The organism is Bacillus sp. AFS018417 (assembly GCF_002560985.1).
In the GTDB taxonomy this organism is placed as follows: domain Bacteria; phylum Bacillota; class Bacilli; order Bacillales; family Bacillaceae_G; genus Bacillus_A; species Bacillus_A rhizoplanae.
Map to the genome: position 1 here is coordinate 76,751 of NZ_NTTM01000014.1, position 24,108 is coordinate 100,858.

General features: G+C 36.2%; 22 protein-coding genes and 1 riboswitch. Of the genes, 14 read left to right on the forward strand and 8 right to left on the reverse strand.

The genetic code is table 11. From position 1 onward, the window contains the following. Positions 1–41 precede the first annotated feature (41 nt). Entirely contained in the window at positions 42–821 is a 780-nt protein-coding gene (locus CN326_RS08390) for a DUF2935 domain-containing protein (protein WP_098308292.1), read from the forward strand. Between the two features lie 90 nt (positions 822–911). Here CN326_RS08390 and ku read toward each other — a convergent pair whose 3' ends face one another. Next, on the reverse strand, positions 912–1,733 hold the full coding sequence (ku, locus tag CN326_RS08395) for a non-homologous end joining protein Ku (protein ID WP_098308205.1): 822 nt from the start codon (positions 1,731–1,733) through the stop codon (positions 912–914). A gap of 383 nt (positions 1,734–2,116) precedes the next feature. Here ku and CN326_RS08400 point away from each other — a divergent pair, with 383 nt between their 5' ends. The 3 genes from CN326_RS08400 (at position 2,117) to CN326_RS08410 (ending at position 3,315) form a co-directional block, all read left to right on the forward strand. Next, positions 2,117–2,395: a YkvA family protein gene (locus CN326_RS08400; protein WP_098308207.1), complete on the forward strand. Its 279-nt coding sequence runs from the start codon at positions 2,117–2,119 to the stop codon at positions 2,393–2,395. A gap of 11 nt (positions 2,396–2,406) precedes the next feature. After that, positions 2,407–3,009: a DedA family protein gene (locus CN326_RS08405; protein WP_098308209.1), complete on the forward strand. Its 603-nt coding sequence runs from the start codon at positions 2,407–2,409 to the stop codon at positions 3,007–3,009. Between the two features lie 102 nt (positions 3,010–3,111). Further along, entirely contained in the window at positions 3,112–3,315 is a 204-nt protein-coding gene (locus CN326_RS08410; protein ID WP_098308211.1) for a hypothetical protein, read from the forward strand. Positions 3,316–3,405: 90 nt separating this feature from the next. On the opposite strand, the gene bcaP is transcribed toward CN326_RS08410, so the two are convergent. Then, on the reverse strand, positions 3,406–4,809 hold the full coding sequence (bcaP, locus tag CN326_RS08415; RefSeq protein ID WP_098308213.1) for a branched-chain amino acid transporter BcaP: 1,404 nt from the start codon (positions 4,807–4,809) through the stop codon (positions 3,406–3,408). Between the two features lie 317 nt (positions 4,810–5,126). On the opposite strand from bcaP, the gene CN326_RS08420 reads away from it, so the two are divergent. Together CN326_RS08420 and CN326_RS08425 are read left to right on the forward strand one after the other, a co-directional pair. Next, entirely contained in the window at positions 5,127–6,254 is a 1,128-nt protein-coding gene (locus tag CN326_RS08420; protein WP_098308215.1) for a cation:proton antiporter, read from the forward strand. Between the two features lie 409 nt (positions 6,255–6,663). After that, on the forward strand, positions 6,664–7,317 hold the full coding sequence (locus tag CN326_RS08425; RefSeq protein ID WP_098308217.1) for an MBL fold metallo-hydrolase: 654 nt from the start codon (positions 6,664–6,666) through the stop codon (positions 7,315–7,317). Positions 7,318–7,686: 369 nt separating this feature from the next. Here the strand turns inward: CN326_RS08425 and CN326_RS08430 are convergent, their stop codons facing one another. After that, positions 7,687–8,448, reverse strand: a complete 762-nt coding sequence (locus CN326_RS08430; RefSeq protein WP_098308219.1) for an SDR family NAD(P)-dependent oxidoreductase — start codon at positions 8,446–8,448, stop codon at positions 7,687–7,689. Between the two features lie 112 nt (positions 8,449–8,560). Between CN326_RS08430 and CN326_RS08435 the strand changes: the two genes are divergently transcribed. Beyond that, positions 8,561–8,923 (forward strand): MerR family transcriptional regulator, encoded by a 363-nt coding sequence (locus CN326_RS08435; RefSeq protein ID WP_098308294.1) that lies wholly within the window; start codon positions 8,561–8,563, stop codon positions 8,921–8,923. Positions 8,924–9,002: 79 nt separating this feature from the next. On the opposite strand, the gene CN326_RS08440 is transcribed toward CN326_RS08435, so the two are convergent. Further along, positions 9,003–9,932, reverse strand: coding sequence for a DMT family transporter (locus tag CN326_RS08440; RefSeq protein ID WP_098308221.1), 930 nt, complete (start codon positions 9,930–9,932; stop codon positions 9,003–9,005). 265 nt (positions 9,933–10,197) lie between these two features. Between CN326_RS08440 and CN326_RS08445 the strand changes: the two genes are divergently transcribed. Further along, positions 10,198–10,692, forward strand: coding sequence for an Lrp/AsnC family transcriptional regulator (locus CN326_RS08445; protein ID WP_098308223.1), 495 nt, complete (start codon positions 10,198–10,200; stop codon positions 10,690–10,692). A gap of 9 nt (positions 10,693–10,701) precedes the next feature. Here the strand turns inward: CN326_RS08445 and CN326_RS08450 are convergent, their stop codons facing one another. Then, complete coding sequence (locus tag CN326_RS08450; RefSeq protein WP_098308226.1) at positions 10,702–12,435, reverse strand: SgrR family transcriptional regulator; 1,734 nt, start codon at positions 12,433–12,435, stop codon at positions 10,702–10,704. A 104-nt stretch (positions 12,436–12,539) separates the two neighbouring features. Between CN326_RS08450 and CN326_RS08455 the strand changes: the two genes are divergently transcribed. From CN326_RS08455 to CN326_RS08465, 3 genes are all read left to right on the forward strand, one after another. Further along, complete coding sequence (locus tag CN326_RS08455; RefSeq protein WP_098308228.1) at positions 12,540–13,799, forward strand: MDR family MFS transporter; 1,260 nt, start codon at positions 12,540–12,542, stop codon at positions 13,797–13,799. An 81-nt stretch (positions 13,800–13,880) separates the two neighbouring features. Beyond that, positions 13,881–14,426: a GNAT family N-acetyltransferase gene (locus tag CN326_RS08460; RefSeq protein WP_098308230.1), complete on the forward strand. Its 546-nt coding sequence runs from the start codon at positions 13,881–13,883 to the stop codon at positions 14,424–14,426. 15 nt (positions 14,427–14,441) lie between these two features. Further along, positions 14,442–14,981, forward strand: coding sequence for a GNAT family N-acetyltransferase (locus CN326_RS08465; protein ID WP_098308232.1), 540 nt, complete (start codon positions 14,442–14,444; stop codon positions 14,979–14,981). Between the two features lie 283 nt (positions 14,982–15,264). Here the strand turns inward: CN326_RS08465 and CN326_RS08470 are convergent, their stop codons facing one another. Next, the gene (locus CN326_RS08470) at positions 15,265–16,464 is read right to left on the reverse strand and encodes an ABC transporter permease (RefSeq protein WP_098308234.1); all 1,200 of its coding nucleotides are present in this window, start codon (positions 16,462–16,464) and stop codon (positions 15,265–15,267) included. 235 nt (positions 16,465–16,699) lie between these two features. Further along, positions 16,700–18,118 carry an amino acid permease gene (locus CN326_RS08475; RefSeq protein WP_098308236.1) on the reverse strand — a complete coding sequence of 473 codons (1,419 nt, stop codon included), beginning with the start codon at positions 18,116–18,118 and terminating at the stop codon, positions 16,700–16,702. A gap of 132 nt (positions 18,119–18,250) precedes the next feature. After that, positions 18,251–18,430: riboswitch (Lysine riboswitch) on the reverse strand. 304 nt (positions 18,431–18,734) lie between these two features. Here CN326_RS08475 and CN326_RS08480 point away from each other — a divergent pair. Further along, the gene (locus tag CN326_RS08480) at positions 18,735–19,106 is read left to right on the forward strand and encodes a hypothetical protein (protein ID WP_098308238.1); all 372 of its coding nucleotides are present in this window, start codon (positions 18,735–18,737) and stop codon (positions 19,104–19,106) included. Positions 19,107–19,168: 62 nt separating this feature from the next. Here CN326_RS08480 and CN326_RS08485 read toward each other — a convergent pair whose 3' ends face one another. After that, positions 19,169–19,363 (reverse strand): hypothetical protein, encoded by a 195-nt coding sequence (locus tag CN326_RS08485; RefSeq protein ID WP_098308240.1) that lies wholly within the window; start codon positions 19,361–19,363, stop codon positions 19,169–19,171. Between the two features lie 704 nt (positions 19,364–20,067). On the opposite strand from CN326_RS08485, the gene CN326_RS08495 reads away from it, so the two are divergent. Further along, positions 20,068–21,822, forward strand: a complete 1,755-nt coding sequence (locus CN326_RS08495) for an ABC transporter ATP-binding protein (RefSeq protein ID WP_098308242.1) — start codon at positions 20,068–20,070, stop codon at positions 21,820–21,822. Then, the gene (locus CN326_RS08500; protein ID WP_098308244.1) at positions 21,819–23,819 is read left to right on the forward strand and encodes an ABC transporter ATP-binding protein; all 2,001 of its coding nucleotides are present in this window, start codon (positions 21,819–21,821) and stop codon (positions 23,817–23,819) included. The genes CN326_RS08495 and CN326_RS08500 overlap by 4 nt, the downstream gene beginning before the upstream one ends. Positions 23,820–24,108 lie beyond the last annotated feature (289 nt).

The following is a 24,108-nucleotide window of genomic DNA, read 5'->3' on the forward strand; positions in this document are numbered from 1 at the left end:
ATATATAATAGGGAATGTTTGCTGTGAGGGGGGAGAATATGGTGGATCGAGCTTATGAAGAAAGTGCCTTATTCGAGCATAAATTTTGGTTAAGAGTTTTGGAAGATCACGCACACTTTTTGGTAGATGCTTTAGCCCCAAAGGAAAAGGAAGAAATTCAAAAGGCAATGTATTTTGAGCAAAAATTTGGTGAGTTGTTAACGAAGCTTCAGACTGCTAATCTAATTTCATTTGCAAAAGAAGCGAATGAAGCTGCGAATGAAATTAGAAATTTTAAATTGCATATTTTGCGTAAGCAATTGGAAGGGAAAATCGTCATTCATCTTACCCCTACATTTCTTAATCATATGGCGAATGAAGTAGAAGAATACATAACAGTACTTAAAAACTTGATGGAGGGTAAAGTGCCTCCTCTTTTTCACGAATTACATTATCATCTCGTATGGTTAATAGACGCAGCTGGTCATGCAGGGTCCATTTCTAGCGAACTAGATCTTGTTGAGAAGCGTTTAAAAGAAAAAAGCCAAGCGTACGAAAAGCATTTTGAGCAATTTTATATAAAAGCGGTTGAAATGACTGGTTATTTACGGTCAGAATTAACATCTTTTCCAGCCTTAAAGAAATTTACAAAAGATGTCTCGTTAGAGATTACTTTATTTTCACGTTTTCTTCATGAATTAGAAGAACTAGAGTTATCGGAACAAGTGTTAAGTTCGTTTTCGGCGAGAATGGCAGATCATATGGCAAGGGAAGAGTGTTATTACCTGTTAAAACTTGCACAATCTTCAGGGATAGAGATTCCTAATTGTACTCCTTTTTAGAAGTACGAAAAGCTGATTTATTCCGCTACTTCTGGATAGTGAAATTTCCATCAGTGTAAAATGAAGTCCTCCACTGATGGAAGTTTCACCTTATTTTGCTTTTCGTTTGTTAGTTTTACTTTTTTGCTTGGATAGTTGTTTTGTTTGTTCAATACTAGCGTTTAATGTTGCCATGATATCTACAATATTTTTAGATTGGAAAATGGTTTCGGTTTTTTCGTGATGTTCTACTTTTTCTTCAATGAGGTCAAGGAGGGCTTCTCTATATTCATCTGTATATTCTTCTGGTGTAAAGGGAGTTGTAAGGTGATGAATGAGATTCATTGCAGCAACGAGCTCTTGCTTTTGCAAAGGTGTTTCTTCATGTTTCGGTAGATTTGGAACGCTTTCAACGTTTCGTATTTCATCCGAATAGTGAATGGTTTGCAGCATTAAACCTTCGTGAAAATTACGAATGATTGCTAAATGTTGTTTTTGACGAAGGGAAATATGGACAAGCCCTAATTTATTTGTTCGTTCAAGAGCTTCTTTTAATAATAAATATGCCTTTTCTGAACCTGGAGTAGGACCAATGAAATAAGAACGATCGAAAAAAATAGAATCTACTTCATCTTGTTGAACAAATGAAAGAATGCGGATTGCTCGTAATTCATGTGCTTTTTTCAAATCATTTAATTCTTGTTCTTCTAAAATAATATATTTGTGAGGTTCGTATTCGTAAGCTTTCACAATTTCTGCTTCTTCTACTTCTTCATCTGAACAATCGGGAGCAATCTTTTTATATTTAATAGGTGTAAGACAATCTTTATGAAGGTGTAATAACTTAATATCTTTTTCTTCTACTGCACTATACAATTTAATCCCGATTTTTAATAACCCAAGTGAGAGAGAGCCTTTCCAAATTGTATGCACAAGAATATCCTCCTTTATATAGAATTATTGTTATGTAAGGAAAATGAATATATATATTATGCTAGCCATGAGGGCTTCTTATACATAAAGGCTTTCATCAAAGTTTTAGGTTAATCAACTAATACAGTGATAGAAAGTATTGACATTTTCTATTAAAACTTTTAAGATGACCATATAAAATTACGTATATAAAGGGGAGTAACTTCAATAATAAAGTCGTCATTACAGGGAGAAACCCTCGGCTTTATTAGCAACAATATGTTGTTAGTGAGACCTTTACCAGACGTGGTAAGGGCCCCTTATTGTCTTTTTTAGGACCTTTACCATTTTGGTAAAGGTCCTTTTTGTATGCCGTAATAGGAGACCGAGAGAGGAGAAGGAATATGAGAAAGTTGTGGAAAAGAATACGTCTAATCTTCCAAGTTCGTAAATTTATTCCGTTTTTATGTGAATTCTTTACATCAAAGGATGTGGAATTTAAGAAAAAGGTACTTTCTATCTTATTCTTGTGTGGATATGTTATGTTTCCATTCGATATCATTCCAGACTTTTTATTGTTTTTTGGTGTACTAGATGATGTAGCGGTGATTCTGTTTATTTTACAGCGCATTGTCAAGATGGCGCCTGTTCATTTGCAGGGTAAATATGGATTAATAGAGTAGGAGAAAGATAGATGGATCAGCTTATTTTAGATTTTATTAACTACTTAAAGCAATTCTCATATTTTGGAGTTATTTTTGCTTTAACGTTTGAATTTGTTCCTGCTGAGATTGTATTACCACTCGTTGGATATTGGGTATATGAAGGTGCTATGAATTTTTGGATTGCGGTTTTAGCGGGAACAATTGGAGGAACAACAGGACCATTAACATTGTATGCCATCGGATATTACGGAGGCCGTCCGCTATTACTCAAATATGGGAAGTATTTTTTCATTAAAGAAGAACAAATACAAAAAGCGGATGATTTCTTTGCAAAATATGGCCCTGTGGTAGCATTTACTGGGCGGTTTATCCCAGGTGTACGTACGCTTATTTCGGTTCCATGTGGTATGGCGAAAATGAATATTTGGCAGTTTGCAATCTACACATTTATTGCGATGGTACCGGTAACCACCCTTTATATTTATGTTGGAATGAAGCTTGGTCCGCATTGGCAGAAGGCTGGCGCTATGGTGGATCAGTATATGTTGCCTATATTAGGAGTTGTTTTTGTTTTTATTATTGGAATGGTTATTTCCAAAATGGTTAAGAAAAAAAGTAGAACAGAATATTGATAGGAAAAGGGACTGGGGATATAACTGCGTGCATGACCGGTCTTTAAAGAAGAAGAGAGTATGTTACAATAGAATAGATAATGTATGTAAGGAGCAGATTATATGTCAAAAAAAACCATAAAAAGAATTCTTGAATATACATGGATTATTGTTGTGCTCCTAGTCGGATATAAATATTTGCAAGAGAAAAGTCTGTGGGTTCTTTTTTTAATCACTTTTTTATTAGCGGGACTAGGAACATTGTTTATTAACTTTTTCTTTGATAGTATTGAAACTTGGAAAAAGAGGAAGGAAAAACAAAAATAAAGTACACCTTCTAACCGGTGATTGATTACGTAAATTGAACAGTCTTAGAACATAAAAGAAAGCTCGCTAGAAACAGCGAGCTTTCTTTTTTTACGCTTCTTTTTTTTCATCATGTGTTTTGGAAATAAGGAGATTACTATTTCGTTTCGAATAGAAAAAGTATACGCATAAACCGATTGTTAACCATATACCAAAGCCAATCCATGTTTCTTTTGAAAGGTTAAACATTAAGTATAGGCAACAGCAAATTGCAACAATTGGTAAAATAGGAACGAATGGAACTCGGAATGCTCTCGGTAAGTTTGGATGTGTTTTTCGTAAAATAAGTACTGCAAGGCAAACGAACGTGAATGCTGTTAATGTACCGATGCTTACAAGATTTGCAAGTATATGTAGATCTAATAAACCAGCAAGTGCAGCAGCGGCGATACCCATAATCCATGTGTTTACTAAAGGGATTTTGAATTTTTCATTTACGCGAGATAAAGCTTTTGGCAATAATCCATCGCGGCTCATTGCATAAGAGACACGTACTTGTCCGTACATAACGACAAGAATAACAGTTGTCATTCCGGTCATTGCTCCTACTGCTAGTAAACTAGCAATCGTGTCTTCACCGACAAACCTCAAGGCATAAGCAACTGGATCTGATACGTCTAATTGTGTGTAAGGAACCATACCTGTTAATACAACGGAAACAATGATATACAATGCGGTACAAATAAGAAGAGAACCAATAATCCCAATTGGTAAGTCGCGCTGCGGTTTCTTTGTTTCTTCGGCAGCAGTTGCAATAGCATCAAAGCCCAAGAAGGCAAAGAATACAGTGGCAGCTCCTGTAATAATCCCGTCATAACCAAATGGCAGAAATGGTGTCCAGTTTTCTGGTTTTACATATTTTGCGCCAGCAACAATAAAAGCGATGATGACAGCCAATTTAATTAATACCATGATGTTATTCATGCGGGCACTTTCACGCACCCCTCTACTTAATAATGCGGTAATAAAAAGTATAATGAGGACAGCTGGTAAATCAATGATGCCTCCTTTTCCTAGACCGGGGGCAGAGGCGATTATAGCCGGGAGTTTTATCCCAAATCCGAGCAGTAGGGATTGTAAATAACCAGACCAACCGACGGCAACGGCAGCAACTGCGAGCAAATATTCAAGCATTAAACACCAGCCGATGATGAAAGCGACAATTTCCCCAACCGTCATATAAGCATATGTATAAACACTTCCTGAAACTGGGATAGAAGATGAAAACTCAGCATAGCAAAAAGCGACGCATGCACACGTAAAGGCAGCGAGTAGAAAGGATAGCATAATACCAGGACCAGAGTGCTTTGCAGCAACAATACCGGTTAAAACGAAAATACCTGTTCCGATAACAGCTCCAATTCCTAAAAAGGTTAAATCAAGGGCACTTAATGTTCGATTGAGTTGGCGTGGTGCTTCGGTCGTAAGGGGTTTCTTTCGTAAAAGTGTTTTCAAGTTTGAATCTCCTCTCCATAAAGTGAAACTTCCATCAGTGGGAATCTTACTCCCTTTAGAATGGGATAATAGATACAACCGCTAAGTTTGAACGTAGCCCCTTCGAGCACTAAGTAGAGAGTAGAAATAGTATTATGTATAAATAAAATGGAGAATGGTGCAGTTGTACGTTATTTTTAGGATAAATATGTAATTTCACTAGTAAATTTATCATAATTCAGAATATTTCGTCAACGGAAAGTATAACAAATAAAACGACATATTTGAGTAAACACTATTGTAAGAAATTAATGCGTTTTTAAGTAGGAGAAGATACTATGTTATTTTATTTTGAGCTTGCCGTTATTTTACTTTTCACAAAACTTGCTGGTGATATTAGTGTTCGTCTTGGACAGCCAGCTGTATTAGGGAAATTAATTATTGGAATTGTTATTGGCCCAGCTATGTTTGGCATTATTAATAGTTCTGAGCTTATTGATGAATTAAGTGCAATTGGTGTATTGCTTCTTATGTTTATGGCAGGGCTTGAAACAGATTTAGAGGAATTAAACCGCAATCTTACATCGTCCTTTGCTGTAGCGATAGGGGGAATTATCTTTCCGTTTATTGGAGGATATGTTGCAGGCCTTTTATTTGGAATGTCGCAGGCACATGCAATTTTTTTAGGACTACTTCTTTGCGCTACGTCTGTTAGTATTTCCGTTCAAACATTGCGAGATCTTGGGAAAATGAATACGAGGGAAAGTACAACGATTTTAGGAGCAGCTGTATTTGATGATGTTATTGTTGTTATATTGTTAGCATTTGTGATGAGTTTTCTCGGTTCACAAGATGTGAGTGTAACGCTTGTAATCGCTAAGAAAGTCATCTTTTTTGTTACGATTTTTCTAATTGGTTGGAAAGGTGTCCCTTTCATTATGAAAATATTGTCACCGCTTCGTGTTTCAGAGTCGTTAATTAGTGCAGCGCTCATTATTTGTTTTTCATTTGCTTATTACAGTGAAGTCATGGGGATTGCTGGAATTATTGGGGCGTTTGCTGCTGGAATCGCAATTTCACAAACTTCGTATAAGCATGAAGTAGAACGTAAAATTGAGCCAATTGCGTATGCAATTTTCGTCCCGGTCTTTTTCGTTAGTATCGGTATGGAAATTACCTTTCAAGGATTAGGAAACCAAATATGGTTTATTGTCATTATGACCATTATTGCTATATTAACAAAGTTAGTCGGCTCAGGACTAGGAGCAAGATTAACAGGATTTGATTTACGGTCTTCTATTAGTATTGGAGCGGGAATGGTATCAAGAGGAGAAGTGGCGCTTATTATTGCTTCAAATGGATTGACTGCAAATTTATTAGCAAAGGAGAATTTTACTTCGATTGTGATTGTTGTTATTTTGACGACGATTATTACGCCGCCTTTGTTGAAGAAGTATTTTGTGTGAGAGTGTAATAGGGGTAATGACAGCACCCTGTCATTACTCCTATTAAGAATCACCAGCTTCTTATGTGGATTTGAATTAAAGTTCGGTCATTTATAAAAAAGCCTGATCGTTTATAAGAAAGTTTGATAATTTTAAAAAAAGATTGATCAAAAATCCTGTATTTTAATACAGGATTTTTCTTGTTCAGCAGTCAGGCTATTTTTTTGAATAGAAAAAGGGTTTATTAAAAACAAATCGAAGCTTTAAGCTATTCAAATAACGAAGATGGTTAGTACAATAATGCATAATTAATGAACTAAGTAAAAATAGTACTTTAAGTACAAGGTTAGCTTTATTTTTCCAATCTTCTTGTGTAATCAAACCCATTCTTTGACAGCAATAAAATCTAATTATAAAGGAGACTAAAGTTATGGAAATTTCTAACGGAGTAGAGATGCTGCACCTTGAATTTCATGGGAATATTATTCATCCAATCCTTTTATGGGATCAGGAAATGGCTGTTTTAATAGACACTGGATTCCCTGGACAAATTGAAGATTTACACGTAGCAATGGATAAGGTAGGAGTGTCGTTTGATAAACTAAAAGTCGTGATTTTGACGCATCAGGATATAGATCATATAGGCAGTCTTCCTGAAATATTGCAGAATTGTGGAAGTAATATTAAAGTTTATGCTCACGAACTAGATAAGCCTTATATCCAGGGGGATTTACCTCTTTTGAAAGATGGACATATAGAGAATCCACCGAAGGGAAAAGTGGATGATACCTTGATTGACGGTCAAGAACTGCCGTATTGTGGCGGGATTCTTATTATCCATACTCCAGGGCATACTCCTGGCCATATCAGTTTATATTTGAAGCAAAGTAAAACGCTTGTTGCTGGGGATTCGATGTATAGTGTAAACGGAACACTGGAGGGGATTCATGTTCCAACCACTTTGGATATAAAGGCTGCTCGACAGTCTTTGAAGAAATATTTAGACCTAGATATTGAATCCGTGGTTTGTTACCACGGAGGATTAAGTAAGGTAAATATTAATGAGCAGATCCAAAAATTATAGAGGATATTAATAATAAATTATCATTTATTGAGGCGTTGTTATTAAACAGTGTGAAGGTTGAAGAGTAGTTGTTCCTTTTAGGTAGCTCTATCTTTATCTTTTTTGTTCTTCAACAATACCAACGGCCAATATAAGGTCGTTACTCTTCAGTAAATGGGTGCCATTGTGGAACAATTAAAACTGAAAATGATCAAACTTTTTTATAAAGAAAATTCCTAATTACATTAAATAAGAGCATGCTTTGAACAATCTTTTTTCAATAACATGCTCTTTATATTTTCTCTTTTATTAAGGTTATTAGCATCAAATTAATCAAACTTTATTTTAAAGCTACATCTTAACGTACCGGAAATCGGTGATTTTTAAAAACTATTTTCTTGTCCGTGTCACATACGGATAAATTGGATCTCTTAATTCGAAGTCATACGTTTCTCCATCCACAATTCCAACTACCTTCTCGCTATCATAAAGATCTAACATAAATCCAGCCATTTCTTTTGCAGTATGAAATTTAGGAATTACACCTTCATATTGGAATTCATCTGCATCCAAAGAACGTTTAGCAAATTCCGTTTCAGTTGCAGCAGGAGCCAATACTTTTGCTTGCATGGCTGCTCCTTTTTCTTTCAATTCTTGTGCTAGCCCTTCTGTAAAGGCACTTACATAGAACTTTGTTGCACAATAGGTCACAGCATCGGCAACAATCACGTATCCTCCTCCAGAAGAAATATTGATGAGTTGCGTTCCTTCAATCTTTGCATAGTCACGTACATAAAGAGAGGACAGAACAGTTAAGGCTTCAATATTCAAGTGAAGCATCTTCTCAATTTTATTTAAATTTTGTTCCCCAACGGAAGCAAAGTTTCCAAACCCAGCATTGTTGATCCAAGTCTCAATCTGATAATCCTGAAGACTTTCGTAGAATTCATAAACATTTGCAGTAACAGATAGATCAACAGTTCGAATGACAACATCCAGATCTGCGTTAATGTCAGCCACTTTTGATTTTAATTTTTCCAATTCCTCTGTTCTGCGTGCTGCTAGGATTAAGTTTTTTCCGCGAGTCGCAAAAGCAAGAGCCGTTTCATATCCAATTCCTGAACTGGCACCTGTAATAACTGTATATTTCATATAAATTCCTCCTGAATTTTATTTAATTAATTTTATTGTGAAAGAACTATGAGCTGATTATACTGATTAGAGTGAACTCTAAGTCAAGAGGAAATTAATGTGGAGGTTTCTTATGCACACTATTGGTGAAGTGGCTAAAATGTTAGGGATAAGCACACATACATTACGGTATTATGAAAAGGAAAAAATTATAATTCCCGTTCGTGATGCCAGTGGAGACAGACGATATAACGACTCACATATTAAATGGCTGCAATTTGTTATCAAGTTAAAAGAAACACAAATGCCCATCGCGAAAATAAAGAAGTATGCTTCATTAGTTTTAGAAGGAGATCATACCACAACAGAGCGATTAAACCTTTTAGAAGAACATAAGCACTCTATTAAGGAACAAATCAGAACGTTAAAAGCTGCGGATGAGATGCTTGAACATAAAATTGCCGCTTACAAAGATTTCATCAGTAAACGAGATTAGATGCGGGTTCTATATAATTAGAAATCCCGTAGCTTCATTCTAAAAGGAAGCTACGGGATTGATTTGTCAAACTCGATATTTAGTTACTTCGTGCCAGGGGAGTGCTTGTATGTTGCGGAGTTGTATATTCTTGTTTAGAAATCGCATGAGATTTAAAGTGTGAGAATAAATAACATCCTGCAATAACAATCATACTTCCTACCACCTGAATCCACGTCATTTGTTCACCTAATAATAGAAACGCTAAAATAGCAGTGAAAATAGGATTGAAATTTAAAAAAATACCTGACGTAGTCGCACCTAATTTTTGGACACCGATGTTCCAAAAAACCATACATAAAACAGTTGAGATAACGCCTGTATACATAATCGATCCTAAGAATGAAGCGTTCATGTTAGAAATAGTAAAATGAGAGATGTTAAAAGGAACGAGTATGATGATACCAAAGATACCAGAATATAAAGTAGACATCATTGGCGTCGTTTTTTTCGTTGCCCATCTACTGCAAACGGAATAGATTCCCCATACGCATACCGCGGCCATCATCCACAAATCACCGATATTAAAATGTAAGGAAAACAGTGTATCTATTTTCCCTTTTGAAAGAACGAGAGTAACTCCAAAAAATGAGATCACCATAGAGGTAATTTGAAATATATTAATTTTCTCTTTTAAAAATAAAGCTGAGCAAACAGCGATAGAAATTGTATTTAATGTAGAAATAAGACCAACGTTTGTTGCTGATGTATGCTCTAATGCCCAAAACTGAAAAATGTTAAAGAAAACAACGCCAGTCACCCCCATAAGAAATAAAGGGAGAATGGCATCTTTCGGCGGGAAAATTTTCTTTTCTTTCCACCATACAATCGGGAAAAGACAAATGACTGCAATAATCCACCGAAGAGTAGTCAGTGTCATAGGAGAAGCGTGCCCAACAAGAGATTTTCCCACTACGAAATTTCCGCCCCACAATAAGCTTGTGATGAGTAATAAAATGACATAAGGCATATGAATTAGCTCCTTTACAATAGGGCTTGCGCATTGCCCATTTGATGAAAGATAGCCACTGTGCACAATGGTAAGATATATATATACTTTAAAACTATGTAAATTGTAGCATTTTTCTTGTTTGTCATATATATTGTTTTGTATAATTGATAAAATTCAAAATAATATAAAGTTACCATGATATTTTACAGAATATTGTTCATTTTAAGTGCGGTTGTAATGTGTTTTGGTGAATAATCGTTTGTTACGAAAAGGGAGATTGGAAATGGAACATGTAGTTCGCAAAGGGTTAGATGATTTAGATATACAAATTTTAGATGTGTTGCAACAGGAAGGGCAGCTTAGTAACGCAGAGGTTGCACGCCGCGTTAATCTTTCGCCGCCAGCTACACATGCACGGGTGAAACGATTAGAAAGTGAAGGGTTTATTAATCGGCAAGTAGCAATTTTAAATCAGGAGAAACTTGGATTTGGTTTATTATGCTTTATTTTTGTCAGTACAAATATTCATCAAGCGGAGAAGCTAGAAGTGTTAGAGAAGGCTATGCACGAAATGCCAGAAGTATTAGAATGTCATTGTTTAACGGGGGAGTATGATTATATTTTAAAAGTTGTGCACCGAGATCGAAACGAGCTGGAACGTTTTATTCGTAAGTTGAACATGCTCGGTATCACGAGAATTCAAACAAGTTTAGCACTGCGAGAGATTAAGTATTCTACTGTATTGCCTCTACAGGGCAAAGATGGCGGAGCTATTTAGCTCCGCTTATTATGTATGGGGGCGAATCCATAGTTTTGCAAAGTCTGTCCATCCGAAAGAATCAATGGTGACATTTTGTAGTGCAGATGGGAAACTTCTTCTTTTTAAGACATGGTAGTAAAAGACAAGGAGGTACTGGTCACTAAGAAGTTTTTCGATTTTAGATATTAAATCATATCGTTTTTCTTTATTTGGCTCTGCTACAAATAGATCGAGCAGTTCATCAATCTGTTTTTGATAATGTGGGTGTCTAAATCGATGAACAAAGCAGCTTTTATTTTTAAAGATATGTAAGAAGGCCATTTCAAGATTGGCGTCGAGAACTTCTCCTGTCAAAATAATATCAGCCTGCTTTACAATATATTCGTTAAAGTAATCAGTGATTGGAAATGGGTGAAGCTGTAAGTGTATTCCTAATGCTTCGCAGCGTTTTTGTAACCAAATTGCATCTTGCTCGCTATCTTTAAACGCAAAGAAGTAAATGTGTACGATTTCTCCGTTATACGTACTTTGTTGTAAATATTCTTTCGCTTTATATAAGGAGGTTTCTTTATACATTTTTCGGCTTTTATCGGGAAAGAAGCTATAAGCTGGCATTGTACGTTTACCGCCAAGGTCTTGAATTAACGACGTTGGATCAAGTATTTCTGCCCATGCTTTTCGGAAAAAGATATCATGCTGCGGGCCATTTTTTTGAAAGTTAAATGCTGAATATATACAGCCAATTTCTTCTGTTTCCACTGCCTTTTCTTCTTTACACCCCATGTTTGGTAATTCGTAATTTGTTCGTATTTTTGACCGCTCTGGAATAAACCAAAATTCAATCTGATCAAGGAGTGCCCGCTCTTTAAAATAATCTGGAAATGCTTCTAAAATAATATTGTCTTCGGTAAGGCTTTTTATTTTAAAGGGCCCTGTGCCAATATACTGGTGATTTTGGATCATTACATCATGCGGTAAAATGGATAATTGCACAGAGCTTACGTAATGTAGAAAAAAGTGATTTGGTTTTCGTAAATGAAAGATAACTTGCAAGGGAGATGGATTTTCTATTTTTGCAATTTCCTCTGTTAACCAGTCAAAAGGAGATCGAACGGCTTGCAATCTTTCGAAGGAGAAGATTACATCTTTTCCTGATAATGTTTTTCCGTGATGAAAGCGAGCACCTTTACGTAGGTAGAATGTCCACATAAGTTGATCATCGCTTACTTCCCAAGTATGTGCCAAGTGTGGCTCGATTTCGTCTGTTTTTTCGTTATATCTCACTAATGTATCAACGACTTGGCTAATAAGATGACTTTCTGTTGTCACAGCAGCAAAAGCTGGATCAATAGGGAGTAATTTTCGGTTATATGGAATTTTTAGCACATCATACAGATCATCTGAAGTTGTATATCCAAAATAAGTATTTAATCGTTCTTCTATTTTTTCTTTAAGTAAGAAAGGCAGCGGTTCTTTGAGTAAAAGAAATACTTCTGTTAACTTCTCATTTTTTAAAAGTTCTTCAACATGCGGTAAAATCGCTTCTACAAATGTATGAAGAAAGTGAATTTCCGTTTTATTTCCACGGCCTCTTCCTGGTATCCATTCAATCAGTTTTTCTTCACTCATTTTTTTTAGTAAAATCTTCACATTTTTTGTACTGCAAAATAGAATGGCAGCCAATTCTTGGAGACTATTTTGAATATGTTGTTCATTTGGAAAGGAAAGTCTTAGCCGAATATAGTGGTCCATAATTTTCATGTTATACATCTCCTTTTTCTAAAAGGGGAAACTCTTCAGAATATTTTAACCTTTTTCTTCCACTTTTTCAAAGTAAAATGAAGAAACAGAAGGAGGGGAAACAGATGGGATTTTGGTCTATGCATCGCAACATTAAAATTAGAATTATTACATCCTTTTTAACTCGTACGGTAGGAACGATGATTTTTCCGTTTATGGCGATTTATTTTTCCGTAAAATTAGGAGCAGTATTAGCAGGGTTCTTATTGTTATTAAATGTAATTGCATCACTTATCGTTGGCTTATATGGAGGCTATATTGCCGATACATTAGGACGGAAAAAGGTTATGATTATTGGACAGGTGATTCAAGTAGTCTCTATTGCTTGCATGGGTGTTGTGAACTCAGATTATATAGATTCACCTTGGCTCACATTTGTCTTTTTACTTATAAATAGCATCGGTTCTGGCGTGATGAACCCAGCAACAGAAGCAATGTTAATTGATGTAAGTACACCGGAAAATCGAAAAATGATGTACAGCATTAATTACTGGGCAATCAATTTATCTATCGCCATTGGTGCAATTTTCGGAGGACTTCTTTTTGAACACTACCGATTCCAATTATTTATGCTGCTGACAGGTATTGCATTATTAACACTGTATTTAATTACAGTTTATATGGAAGAAGTATATGTAGCTCAAAAGAAAGCAGAAAAGAAAAACGTATTAAAAGATATGGTAAATAACTATCGAGTTGTCGTGAAAGATCGAGCATTTATCGTATTGTGTTTGGCAAGCATATGCGCATTATCACTAGAGTTTCAAATTAATAACTATATTGGAGTTCGTCTGCAAAAAGAATTTGAAACGATAACATTTTCACTATGGAATGGGAATCACTTTGATTTAACAGGGATTCGGATGCTAAGCTGGATCTCTACTGAGAATACAGTATTAGTTGTTTTATTTTCAGCTCTTGTTGTGAAAATCATGAATCACTTTCAGGACCGGAAAGTACTTTATACAGGTTTATTTATATATACAATTGGGTTTACGCTATTTGGAGCAAGTAATAGTTTATGGATTTTATTACTAGCAGGTTTGTTCCAAACAATTGGAGAGATGATGTATGTTCCAGTGAGCCAATCCATTCGGGCAGATATGGCTCGTGATGATGCGAGAAGTTCGTATATGGCCATTAACGGGATGGTGTTTCAAATTGCGAAGATGGTCGGAACGCTGGGCATTATGATTGGTTCAATCGTTGCCTCTTGGGGAATGAGTATATTGTTCTGTTTAATAGGGATAAGCAGCATTCTCTTATTTAAGAAAGCAGTCGATATGTATCATCGTCAAGAGAAGAAGGTAGAGAAGATAGGGTAAGTATAGTGAGAAAGCTGCTTGTTTTGGAGACAAGTAGCTTTCTTAAAAAGAGTTAAATAGTTAGGATAGGAGGTAATTGTAATGAAGATTAGTCCAAAAGAATTTTATAGTCGTAATATACGTTATATGATTAGGTCTGCAATGGAAGAAGATGCAAAAAATTTATCTGAAGTACGATTACAAATAGATGGCGAAACAGAAAACTTAGATAGAGAGAAAGGCGAAGCGTACATAGATGAAGCTGGTTTTAAAAAGATCATTAAAGAGGATACAGACAGTGTTAGTAATCTATTTTTAGTAGCCGAAGTGAATGGAAGAATTGTAGGTTTTTCAAGGTGTGAAGGGAACAAATTGAAAAGAACATCTCATAAAGTAGAATTTGGCGTCTGCGTATTACAAGAATACTGGGGATATGGCATTGGAAAGAACCTCTTAAAAGAATCTGTTAATTGGGCCGACTTACATGGAATTAAGAAAATCACTTTGAATGTTCTTGAAACGAATGATAAAGCGAAAAGTCTTTATGAAAGATATGGTTTTGAAGTAGAAGGGATATTGAAAAATGACAAAGTTTTATCGGATGGGAATTACTATAATACTATTTTAATGGGAAGACTTAATGGGTAAAAGGGGAGTGGGAGAATGTTTCCTATTTTAGAAACAGAAAGACTAATCTTGAGAGAGCTAATAGAAGATGATGCACAAGGGATATTGAATTGCTTTTCGAATGAGGATGTATTACGTTACTACGGGCAAAATCCATTAACAGATCTAGAACAGGTTAAAAATATAATTAGGAATTTTTTAAATAACTACAAAGAAAAACGAGGAATAAAATGGGGAATTGAAATAAAAGAAAGAGAAGGGATTATTGGAACGATTGGATTTCATGACTGGTCTTCCGAGCATAAGAGAGCTGAAATCGCTTATGTACTTTTACCTGAACATTGGGGAAAAAGGTATGCCACTGAAGCTGCTTTAAAAGTTATATCATATGGATTTCATGAGCTTGAATTAACTCGTATTGGAGCGGTTGTTTTTACAGAAAATAAAGCATCTAATGTATTACTAACAAAACTAGGCTTTCAGAATGAAGGCGTTCTTAGAAATTATATGTATCAAAATAATGTGCCGTATGATACGAATGTTTACTCCTTGCTTCCAACTACTGCTACTAAATAAGTTTAACCAAATATATCGGCGCTTCGACAGAAAATAAAGTGAAACTTCCATCAGTGACGCTTTTCTCACTGATGGTAGTTTCACTTTATCAGTTAGTGAGCCTCCATCTCCCACTGAACTTTTCTCTTCCCATTCCCTTGGGGGATCAATTTGTTCTTATCTATATGAAGGTTTTATGGAATTGGTGCCTAGAAAAATAGAAAAAGACTACTATGCGCAGTCTTGCGATAGTAGCCATATAGCTGATTTAAATAAGAATGGGGAATTTCGTAAATCATTTGACTTATGAAGTAGAAATATATGTTTTTGCTTTTTTTAGAACAATCAAATGAACAAACAGTATACTTCCAACTAGTAGTAATAACGTAAATAAGAGATAACCAGTACTAAGTAGAACCATAATTGAAAAGAACGTTAGCTGCACGATCGTTACTAGAAATACAAGCGTAATAAAAGCGCGTTTTCGTTCTTTAAGTGAAACTGGATATAATGCTACAATACTATTTCCCGAAAAATAATTCCAAAGGGCGCGAAGTTGTAAAGCGGTTATGTATAGGATACATAACGCAATGATTCCTTTTCCGATGAACGTAGGACTGTAGTATAAAACAATGCATCCTACTACAGTCAATCGTATGTAGATGCCAAGGTAACCGTTCGCGCGCAAAAAGGATAAACTATACAAATATAAAAAAGGAGATCGCTTTTGATACAGTAGTCCTTCAATCCAAACAGTCAGCCATTTTCTTTGTTTTACTTGCTGTTTTATTTGCGGCACATCTGTAAAGAAATGAATAAACTGATAAAAGCGCATATCCATTTTTTCTTCTTGCTCTATTAAATATTCCCAATGAATGTGCCGTTTTCGTTTATTAATCGTATATAAAAATAAGAGCGTTATGAAAAGTAGTATACTTCCTACAATCATAATGGAAGTGAATTGAAACATTGTATATGTAATGGCTGCATTACAGAATATCCTGATAAGCAACCAGTGTGAAATAGATTCGGTTCCTCTATATGTCCAATGCAAATACATATTCCACCACTTTATAAAAGCAAGAATGACAAAGGCTCCGCATAAAAAAGCAGGAGTTGTATGTAACGATTGCTGCGCGAGAGGTGTAATGATGAGTACTACGCATAATAATGGAAAGAGCTGAATGATATAACTGTACAAAAGAGAGCGTTTAAAATAATATGCGAGTTTTTCTTCTATTGGCAATAGATATAGGATATCTGGTTTTTGTAAAAATGTTCGAATTGGAGAACGAGTGAGTATAACCGTAAGTAAAATTGTCACAATGGTTAATGCAACAGACTCAGATGGAAATGAACGAAGAAATTTTGCATAATAATAGCCGCCTACACAAAGAAGTAGAAGGAAGCTATAGATAAGCCCGCTTGCAATACGCGCAAAGTACATCGTGATTTTTTGTAGATGTTGCTGAAAACGATCATTCCAAAGTGTTTCGATTGTCACTGAGATCACTCCTTTGTTTTATCCCGCTTTAACGGGCAGTAAAATCCCCACCTCAAGATGCAGAGAAAAGCGAAGAAGATAGGTGGGAGATAACTGCCCGTAAAAGCCCGATTGGTTCAACTAACCATCAGTGGGGGAGGAAGAACCCCCACTGATGGAACTTTCACTTTATTATAAGCAGGGTAGTGTTTCTCTTGCTACCCGTTAATAAGATAAAAAAGCAAGTTACCTTTAGCTAGGCAACTTGCTCGTTTTGTTTATCTTTTTTCTCGTCACGTTTCATTAATGGATAGAAAGCAAATCCAACTAAAAATAATCCAATGCCAAGCAGGAATGTTTTCATATCAGAAGAGCCAGTTTTAATAACCCATAATGCATAAATAAGAGCAATCGCAGCAATGATTCCATCCACCATACGAGAACCCTTTTGATTTTCGTATGTTTCACCTGTGATAACAAGCTTAAGCTGGAAGATTGGAGAAACGAGGTATGGAATTAAATAGGCAAGTGTTGAAACGGTAATAACAAATGTATACGCCTGGGCAATTGACCCGGATAGTGTTGAGAATAGGAACACTTGCGACATAATATTTGTTAAACGAAGCGAATGAATCGGGCTTCCTTTTTTATTCGTTTTTGTGAAGAAGGATGGAAAGAATCCTTCTTTTGCTGCTTGATACGGTACTTCTGAGCTTAATAAAACCCAACCAAGAATGGATCCAAATAAAGAAGTAAGTGCAAGCAACGCCATTAATTTTCCGCCGTTATGACCCATTACTGCAGTTAACGCATCCGCTAATGGTCGTTCAGATGCTTGTAGTTTATCTATATGAAGAACGCCCATTGTTAAGATGGTAATTCCTAAATAGATACCAACTGTTAGTAGTAAGCCGGTAACAGTTGCACGTTTTACTGTTTTTGGTGAAACAGCACGGTTTGATAATAACACAGCCGACTCAACACCAATGAAGGCCCAAAGTGTTGTTAAGGCTGCTAAGTTTATTTGCGATAGCAGTCCGTGTGAAATACCTTCTTTATCAACGATTGGCGTATACCATTGTCCAAGTTTAGAAGCTTCGAAGGCAAACAATGTAACAATGATGAAGAGAAGGAATCCTGTTACTTTCGCTGTTGTTGCTAAAAAGTTTAATTTACCGGCACCATTTACGCCATTTGCCAAAATCATATGGGTACCCCATAATAAAATGGTGCAAATGGAGAACGTAATCAATTTTCCAACTTCAATGTTGAAAGTTCCAACTGAAAACAATACGTGAGTATCTTTCATAATTGGGAAAAAGAGTGATAAATAGCCAGCAAATGATGTAATGATGGCTACGTTGCTTGCCCAGTTTGCAACCCAGTAGCCCCATACGATGCTAAAACCCGCCATTTTTTTTGTTTTTTGTGAAGAAAAGAGCGCGTAAGCATGACTTTGCGGACCTGTTGTTAAATCAGGACGACGAATTGCTAAATTACCGAAAACAAGAGCTAGCATTAATACGCCAAATCCTGTTGTTAACCAAGCTAATGTAACACCAAGAGGACTGGCTGTTTGTGCTAATGTACTTGGAATCATAAAAATACCTGCCCCAACCATATTCCCAACTACAAATGCAGTAAGTACCCAAAAGCCCCATTTTTTTTGCTGCATAGAAACTACCTCCAAAATTAGTATAACCAAGTCAAGCGAGGAGATATGTATGTGTTTGAAGTTCCAAACAAAACAAAAAAACGCGTATATATTCACGCGCTTTTCAATCTTATTAAGAAACCCGCGGACATACCTCTCGATAGCTCTCCACAAGCAAAAAGCCTGTGACAGTCCTGCACTTATTCAATGCAGTCCCAGCAAGAAAGCGCTGTGGGTGCTTCTTGCTTCGGCAACTATTCCTTTCTGATTTGTTCAGCGATGCCACACATCTTCCAAATCATACTATTAATAATTGCAACCTCTACCTCACCGAGATACGAATGAGGATTTATGTATAAAGTTAACATAATAAAGGGTAACAAATGGTTTTTTATTCGTCAATGCAAATAAACATAATCAGATTATTATGAGAATAGGGTATGTTTAAGATAATGAAACAACTTAAGGCTTCACATCATATAATATGTATATAAAATGAGGGATAAAACGAAGCTGCTATTACTGAGGTTTTTTCATCCCTCACTAATGGCTAGTTGAACTACGGGTAGCTTTATTTCCTTAAAAATTTAGTGGAAGTTTTACTGCCCATAAGTAGTGAGGTAAAGAGGGATAGCGGATGGAGAGCTGGTTTAAGAGAAACTGCTTTATATGTGGGAAGGAAATTCCTGTATGCCAGAAGACAGATCCAATAGAGGAGTTAAAAAAGCAAAATGAAGAGCTTGCAGCTTCTTTAGAACGATGTATGAGACTACTCCATAATATACAAAAGAGTTTAAGTAAAAAAACAGAAAAGAGTGCATTGCCTCCTCTTTTTTCATTAGGAGATAAGATAGAAATATTTGATGGGGAGACACGTACAGAGGGGATTTTTATTGAGTGTACTAACGAATGGTTATATTGGATTAACGTTGATTATGATCTAACCATTAGTCATATAAAAAGTGTAAAACAGATTATAAAAAAAGAGTCTATTCAAAAAGAGGTTTAAATAACTCTTTTTGAAATAGACTTTGCTTTTTGGTGACAGGAGTTAGAACACTTTATGAGTGATTAGGAAACTTTAGCAACGCTAATTGTATCTAAACTTGTAATGTTTATATTAGCATTATTGTCAACCCAGATTAAAAAGTTATTTTCTACGCGGATGAAAACACCTACACCATCAATTTGACGTCCAGCTGAGAAAACGCGGATTTTGTCGCCTTCTACTAAGCCGTTTAATGTTGATGAGAATGTGAATGCCATGTGACCACCACCTCTCTATCAGAAGTTAATATATATATATGAAAAAGATAGAGAGGAAGTGTGTGTGAAATATAGTGTTAGAAACTATTTTTTACTCACCTTTATATTAAATTTAGTAATGTTACTTTCTCACATGTCATAGATTCAAGAGTTTTATGAGAGTGAGGTATATGGTGATTGTATGAGGTTTGAAAAAAATCTAAATAAAATAGTTTTAAAAGCGATTCCTGGGACGTTTTTTGCTTAATAATTATGTTTCCATAAAAATAAAAAAACAATTGACAGAAAAGTCTTTAAAATTATACAATTAAAAATGGAAAATAAAAGAAAAAGGAGGTGTGCGTGATGATTGTAATCGTATATATGACTGGCTCAGTTGTTTTACACAATGAAAACAATAAATATCATCACGCAACCTCTACGGACAAATAACGCTTCTTTTTAGTTGAAAAGGAAAGCGTACGTTGCGTGTGTCGTGACGTACGCTTTTATGCGTTTTTCGCATATCGTCAAAGCGACGGTATGCCTTTTTTTGTCTCTTTTTTAGATTGTTCCTATACATTTGTATAGTTTCAATAATAAATGAAATGAAGAAAGGAAGGAATGACGATGGAAAAGTATGAGGTGCGAATGGTAAAAACGGAGACGCTGGATAGCGGATAATGAGTCAATGTTTAAACAGCAACAGGAAGGGAGAGGTTAGATTGTTTTCTGTATTACAAAAATTAACATGGTTTTTTAAAACGCATTGGAAAAGGTATAGCATTGCCATTTGTTGTTTACTTATTGTCAATGTGATTGAGATTATTCCGCCAAAACTAATTGGATTGGCGATTGATGATATAAAAGCTGGGGATTTAACAAACGCGGGGATTATGAATTATGTGTGGATGTTACTGGGAGCAACAACTGTTGGTTATGTACTTTCTTATGTATGGCAATATCATTTATTCGGCGGCGCATTTGTGCTTGAAAAAACGATGCGTTCCAAATTTATGGGGCATTTGCTGAAGATGACGCCAACTTTCTATCAAAGAAATCGTACAGGTGATTTAATGGCAAGGGCAACGAATGATTTAAAAGCAATTGCCATGACAGCTGGATTTGGTATTTTAACGCTCGTTGATTCGAGTTTATATATGCTCACAATTGTGCTTATGATGGGTTTTTCGATTAGTTGGAAGTTAACATTCGCTGCTTTATTGCCGCTTCCGATTATGGCGTATGCAGTGAGTGCTTATGGAAAGAGATTACACGAGCGCTTTACAGTTGCACAAGATGCATTTGGAGATATGAACGATAAAGTGCTGGAGTCGATTGCAGGTGTACGTGTCATTCGCGCTTATGTACAGGAAAGAGAAGATGAGAAGCGATTTAATACGTTAACAACAGATGTGTATGCAAAGAATATGAAAGTCGCAAAAATTGATTCACTTTTTCAACCGACAGTGAAAATGCTTGTTGGGATGAGTTATTTAATTGGCCTTGTGTACGGAGCGTTTTTAGTATTTAAAAATGAGGTAACGATTGGGGAACTTGTATCGTTTAACGTGTACCTTGGTATGATGATTTGGCCGATGTTTGCGATTGGTGAGCTGATAAACGTTATGCAGCGCGGGAATGCTTCACTTGATCGTGTAAATGAAACGTTAGCATATAAGCAAGACGTAAAAAATGTAAAGAAACCATCACGTGTACATCAGCCAGACTGCATTGATTTTGAAGATGTATCCTTTTCGTATCCAACATCCTCTAAATTAAATTTGAAAAACGTTTCGTTCTCGTTAAATAGAGGGGAAACACTTGGGATTGTTGGGAAAACGGGAAGTGGCAAAACAACGCTCGTTCGGCAGCTTCTTCGCCAGTATCCACTAGGAACAGGTGAAATTACAGTATCCGGTGTATCGCTGCAAAATATACACATTGATAATGTATTAAGCTGGATTGGATATGTTCCGCAAGAACACATTCTTTTTTCGAAAACAGCACGGGAAAATATTTTATTTGGAAACCCGAAAGCAAGTGAAGCAGAGTTGCAAAAGGCCATTGAAATCGCTGCTTTCAAGAAAGATTTGGAATTTTTGCCGGATGGATTAGAAACACTTGTTGGAGAAAAAGGTGTATCACTATCTGGCGGGCAAAAACAACGTATTTCGATTGCACGAGCAGTGATCCAAAATCCAGGAATTTTAATTTTAGACGATTCGTTATCAGCTGTTGATGCAAGAACGGAAGCGGCGATTATTGAAAATATCCGGAAAGAACGCAGTGGGAAAACGACGATTATTACGACGCATCGTCTGTCTGCTACGGAGCATGCTGACTGGATTCTCGTGTTGGATGATGGTGAAATCATTGAAGAAGGAACGCATAACATGCTGATTCAAAAGGGCGGTTGGTATACAGAGCAATTTGAAAGGCAACAAGGGGAAGAAGTAGAAGGTGAGGTGAAAATATGAGCGTTGGAAAACGATTATTTCAATATGCAATGAAAGTAAAAGCAACGATTGGGATAGCTTTAGCGATGTTATTTATTTTTGTTATTGCTGAATTAGCTGGTCCGTTTGTTGCGAAAACGATGATTGATGAACATATCGTAGGGATTGAAAAGCCTTGGCACGAAACGATAAAAGGAGACGATACTGTTTTTTATAACGGTGCTTGGTATAAGCGAGGCGATCGGTTTAAAGCAGGAGAACAGAAAGGAAAAGAGGTTCGCATTGTTCAAATTGGCCGCGACTACTATTTTATTCCTAACAAAGTTTCCCTTGAAGGAACGCGTTCTGTCAAGGGGAATATGATTACAATTCAGAAAGGGAAAGCGGTGCAAGTATATAAGGGGACTAAGCTTACAGGGGAGGAAATTTTCTCGTTTTATCAACCAGAAATAAAACGGCTATTCTTACTTGGCAGCGGATATTTAGCTCTTTTACTTGTTGTATCCCTCTTTGCATACGGAAAACAATTTTATTTACAAAAAGCAGCGAATAAAATTATTCAAATTATGCGAGAAGATGTGTTTTCTCACATTCAAACATTGCCGATTCGTTACTTTGATCATTTGCCGGCCGGGAAAATCGTTTCTCGTGTGACAAATGATACGGAGGCGATTCGAGAGCTATATGTAACAGTACTATCGACATTCTTTTCTAGTTTTATTTACATCATTGGTATTTTTATTGCCTTGTTCTTATTAGATGTAAAGCTTGCGCTCATGTGTTTAATCCTTATTCCAATTTTATGTGTGTGGGCTATTTTTTACCGTAAGTATGCATCTGTGTACAATCATAAAATGCGCTCACGGTTATCGGATATTAATGGAACGGTCAATGAATCCATTCAAGGAATGCCTGTTATTCAAGCGTTTCGTCAAGAACGTGCAGTAAAACAGGAATTTGAACAGCTAAATGAAGAGTATTATATGTATCAAAATAAAATTTTAAGTTTAAATGCAGCGACTTCTCATAACTTAGTAGGGGTGCTCCGCAATATTGCGTTTACAGGTGTGATTTGGCATTTTGGCGGCGCATCATTAAGTGCAGCAGGGATGATTTCATTAGGTGTGCTATACGCGTTTGTTGATTACTTAACACGATTATTTTCACCAATTACAAACATGGTGAATCAGTTAGCAAATTTAGAGCAAGCGCGCGTGGCGGCAGAGCGTGTGTTTGAATTGTTAGATGAAAAGGGAGAAGCAGTGCAGGAAGAGCATGTTCCGCGTTTACGAGGAAATGTTCGTTTTAATAACGTTTCGTTTTCCTATAACGGGAAAGATGAAGTTCTGCGAAACATTTCCTTTGAAGCGAAGCAAGGAGAAACGATTGCGTTAGTTGGTCATACCGGATCAGGAAAAAGCTCGATTATGAATGTACTCTTTCAGTTTTACGAATTTCAAAAAGGGAACATCACGATTGATGGATATGATATAAAGGCCATCTCAAAACAAGCACTTCGTGAGCATATGGGAATTGTACTGCAAGATCCATTCCTATTTACAGGAACTGTTGCTTCAAATGTGAGTTTAGAGCAAGAACGAATTTCGAAGGAACAGATTGTGAAGGCGCTGCGTGATGTTGGAGCGGAACGCTTTGCAAACAACATTCAAGAAGAAGTAACTGAAAAAGGAAGTACGCTTTCAACAGGTGAGCGGCAACTTATTTCCTTCGCACGCGCACTTGCATTTGATCCAGCGATTTTAATTTTGGATGAAGCAACATCCAGCATTGATACAGAAACAGAAGCGATGATTCAACAGGCGCTTGAAGTCGTGAAAAAAGGGCGCACCACATTTATTATTGCCCACCGCTTATCAACGATTAAAAGTGCAGATCAAATTATCGTACTGGACCGCGGAACGATTCTTGAGAAAGGTTCACATGAAGAGTTGATGGCAAAGAAAGGGCGTTATTATGAAATGTATAAAACACAGATTGTGGGTAGTCAAAGTGCGTAACGTTCACGGAATGTTCGGAAAATTTTAAGATAATGTTTACAAGTGGGACGTATTCTTCCTTTGTCTATATGATATTTTTTTGATAAAGGGGGAATACAAATGGAGGAATTATCGGTTACCTTTAACATTGCTTTCTTTTTGTTATTATGTGGACTGATTGGATATTGTGTATTAGATTCTTGAAGAACTTGCCGCCCTGGCAAGTTCTTTTTCATGATAGAGGTATGCTTCACGAATTTCTCATTTTCATAATATAACATTTGTAAAAACACACCAAAAAATTGTATTA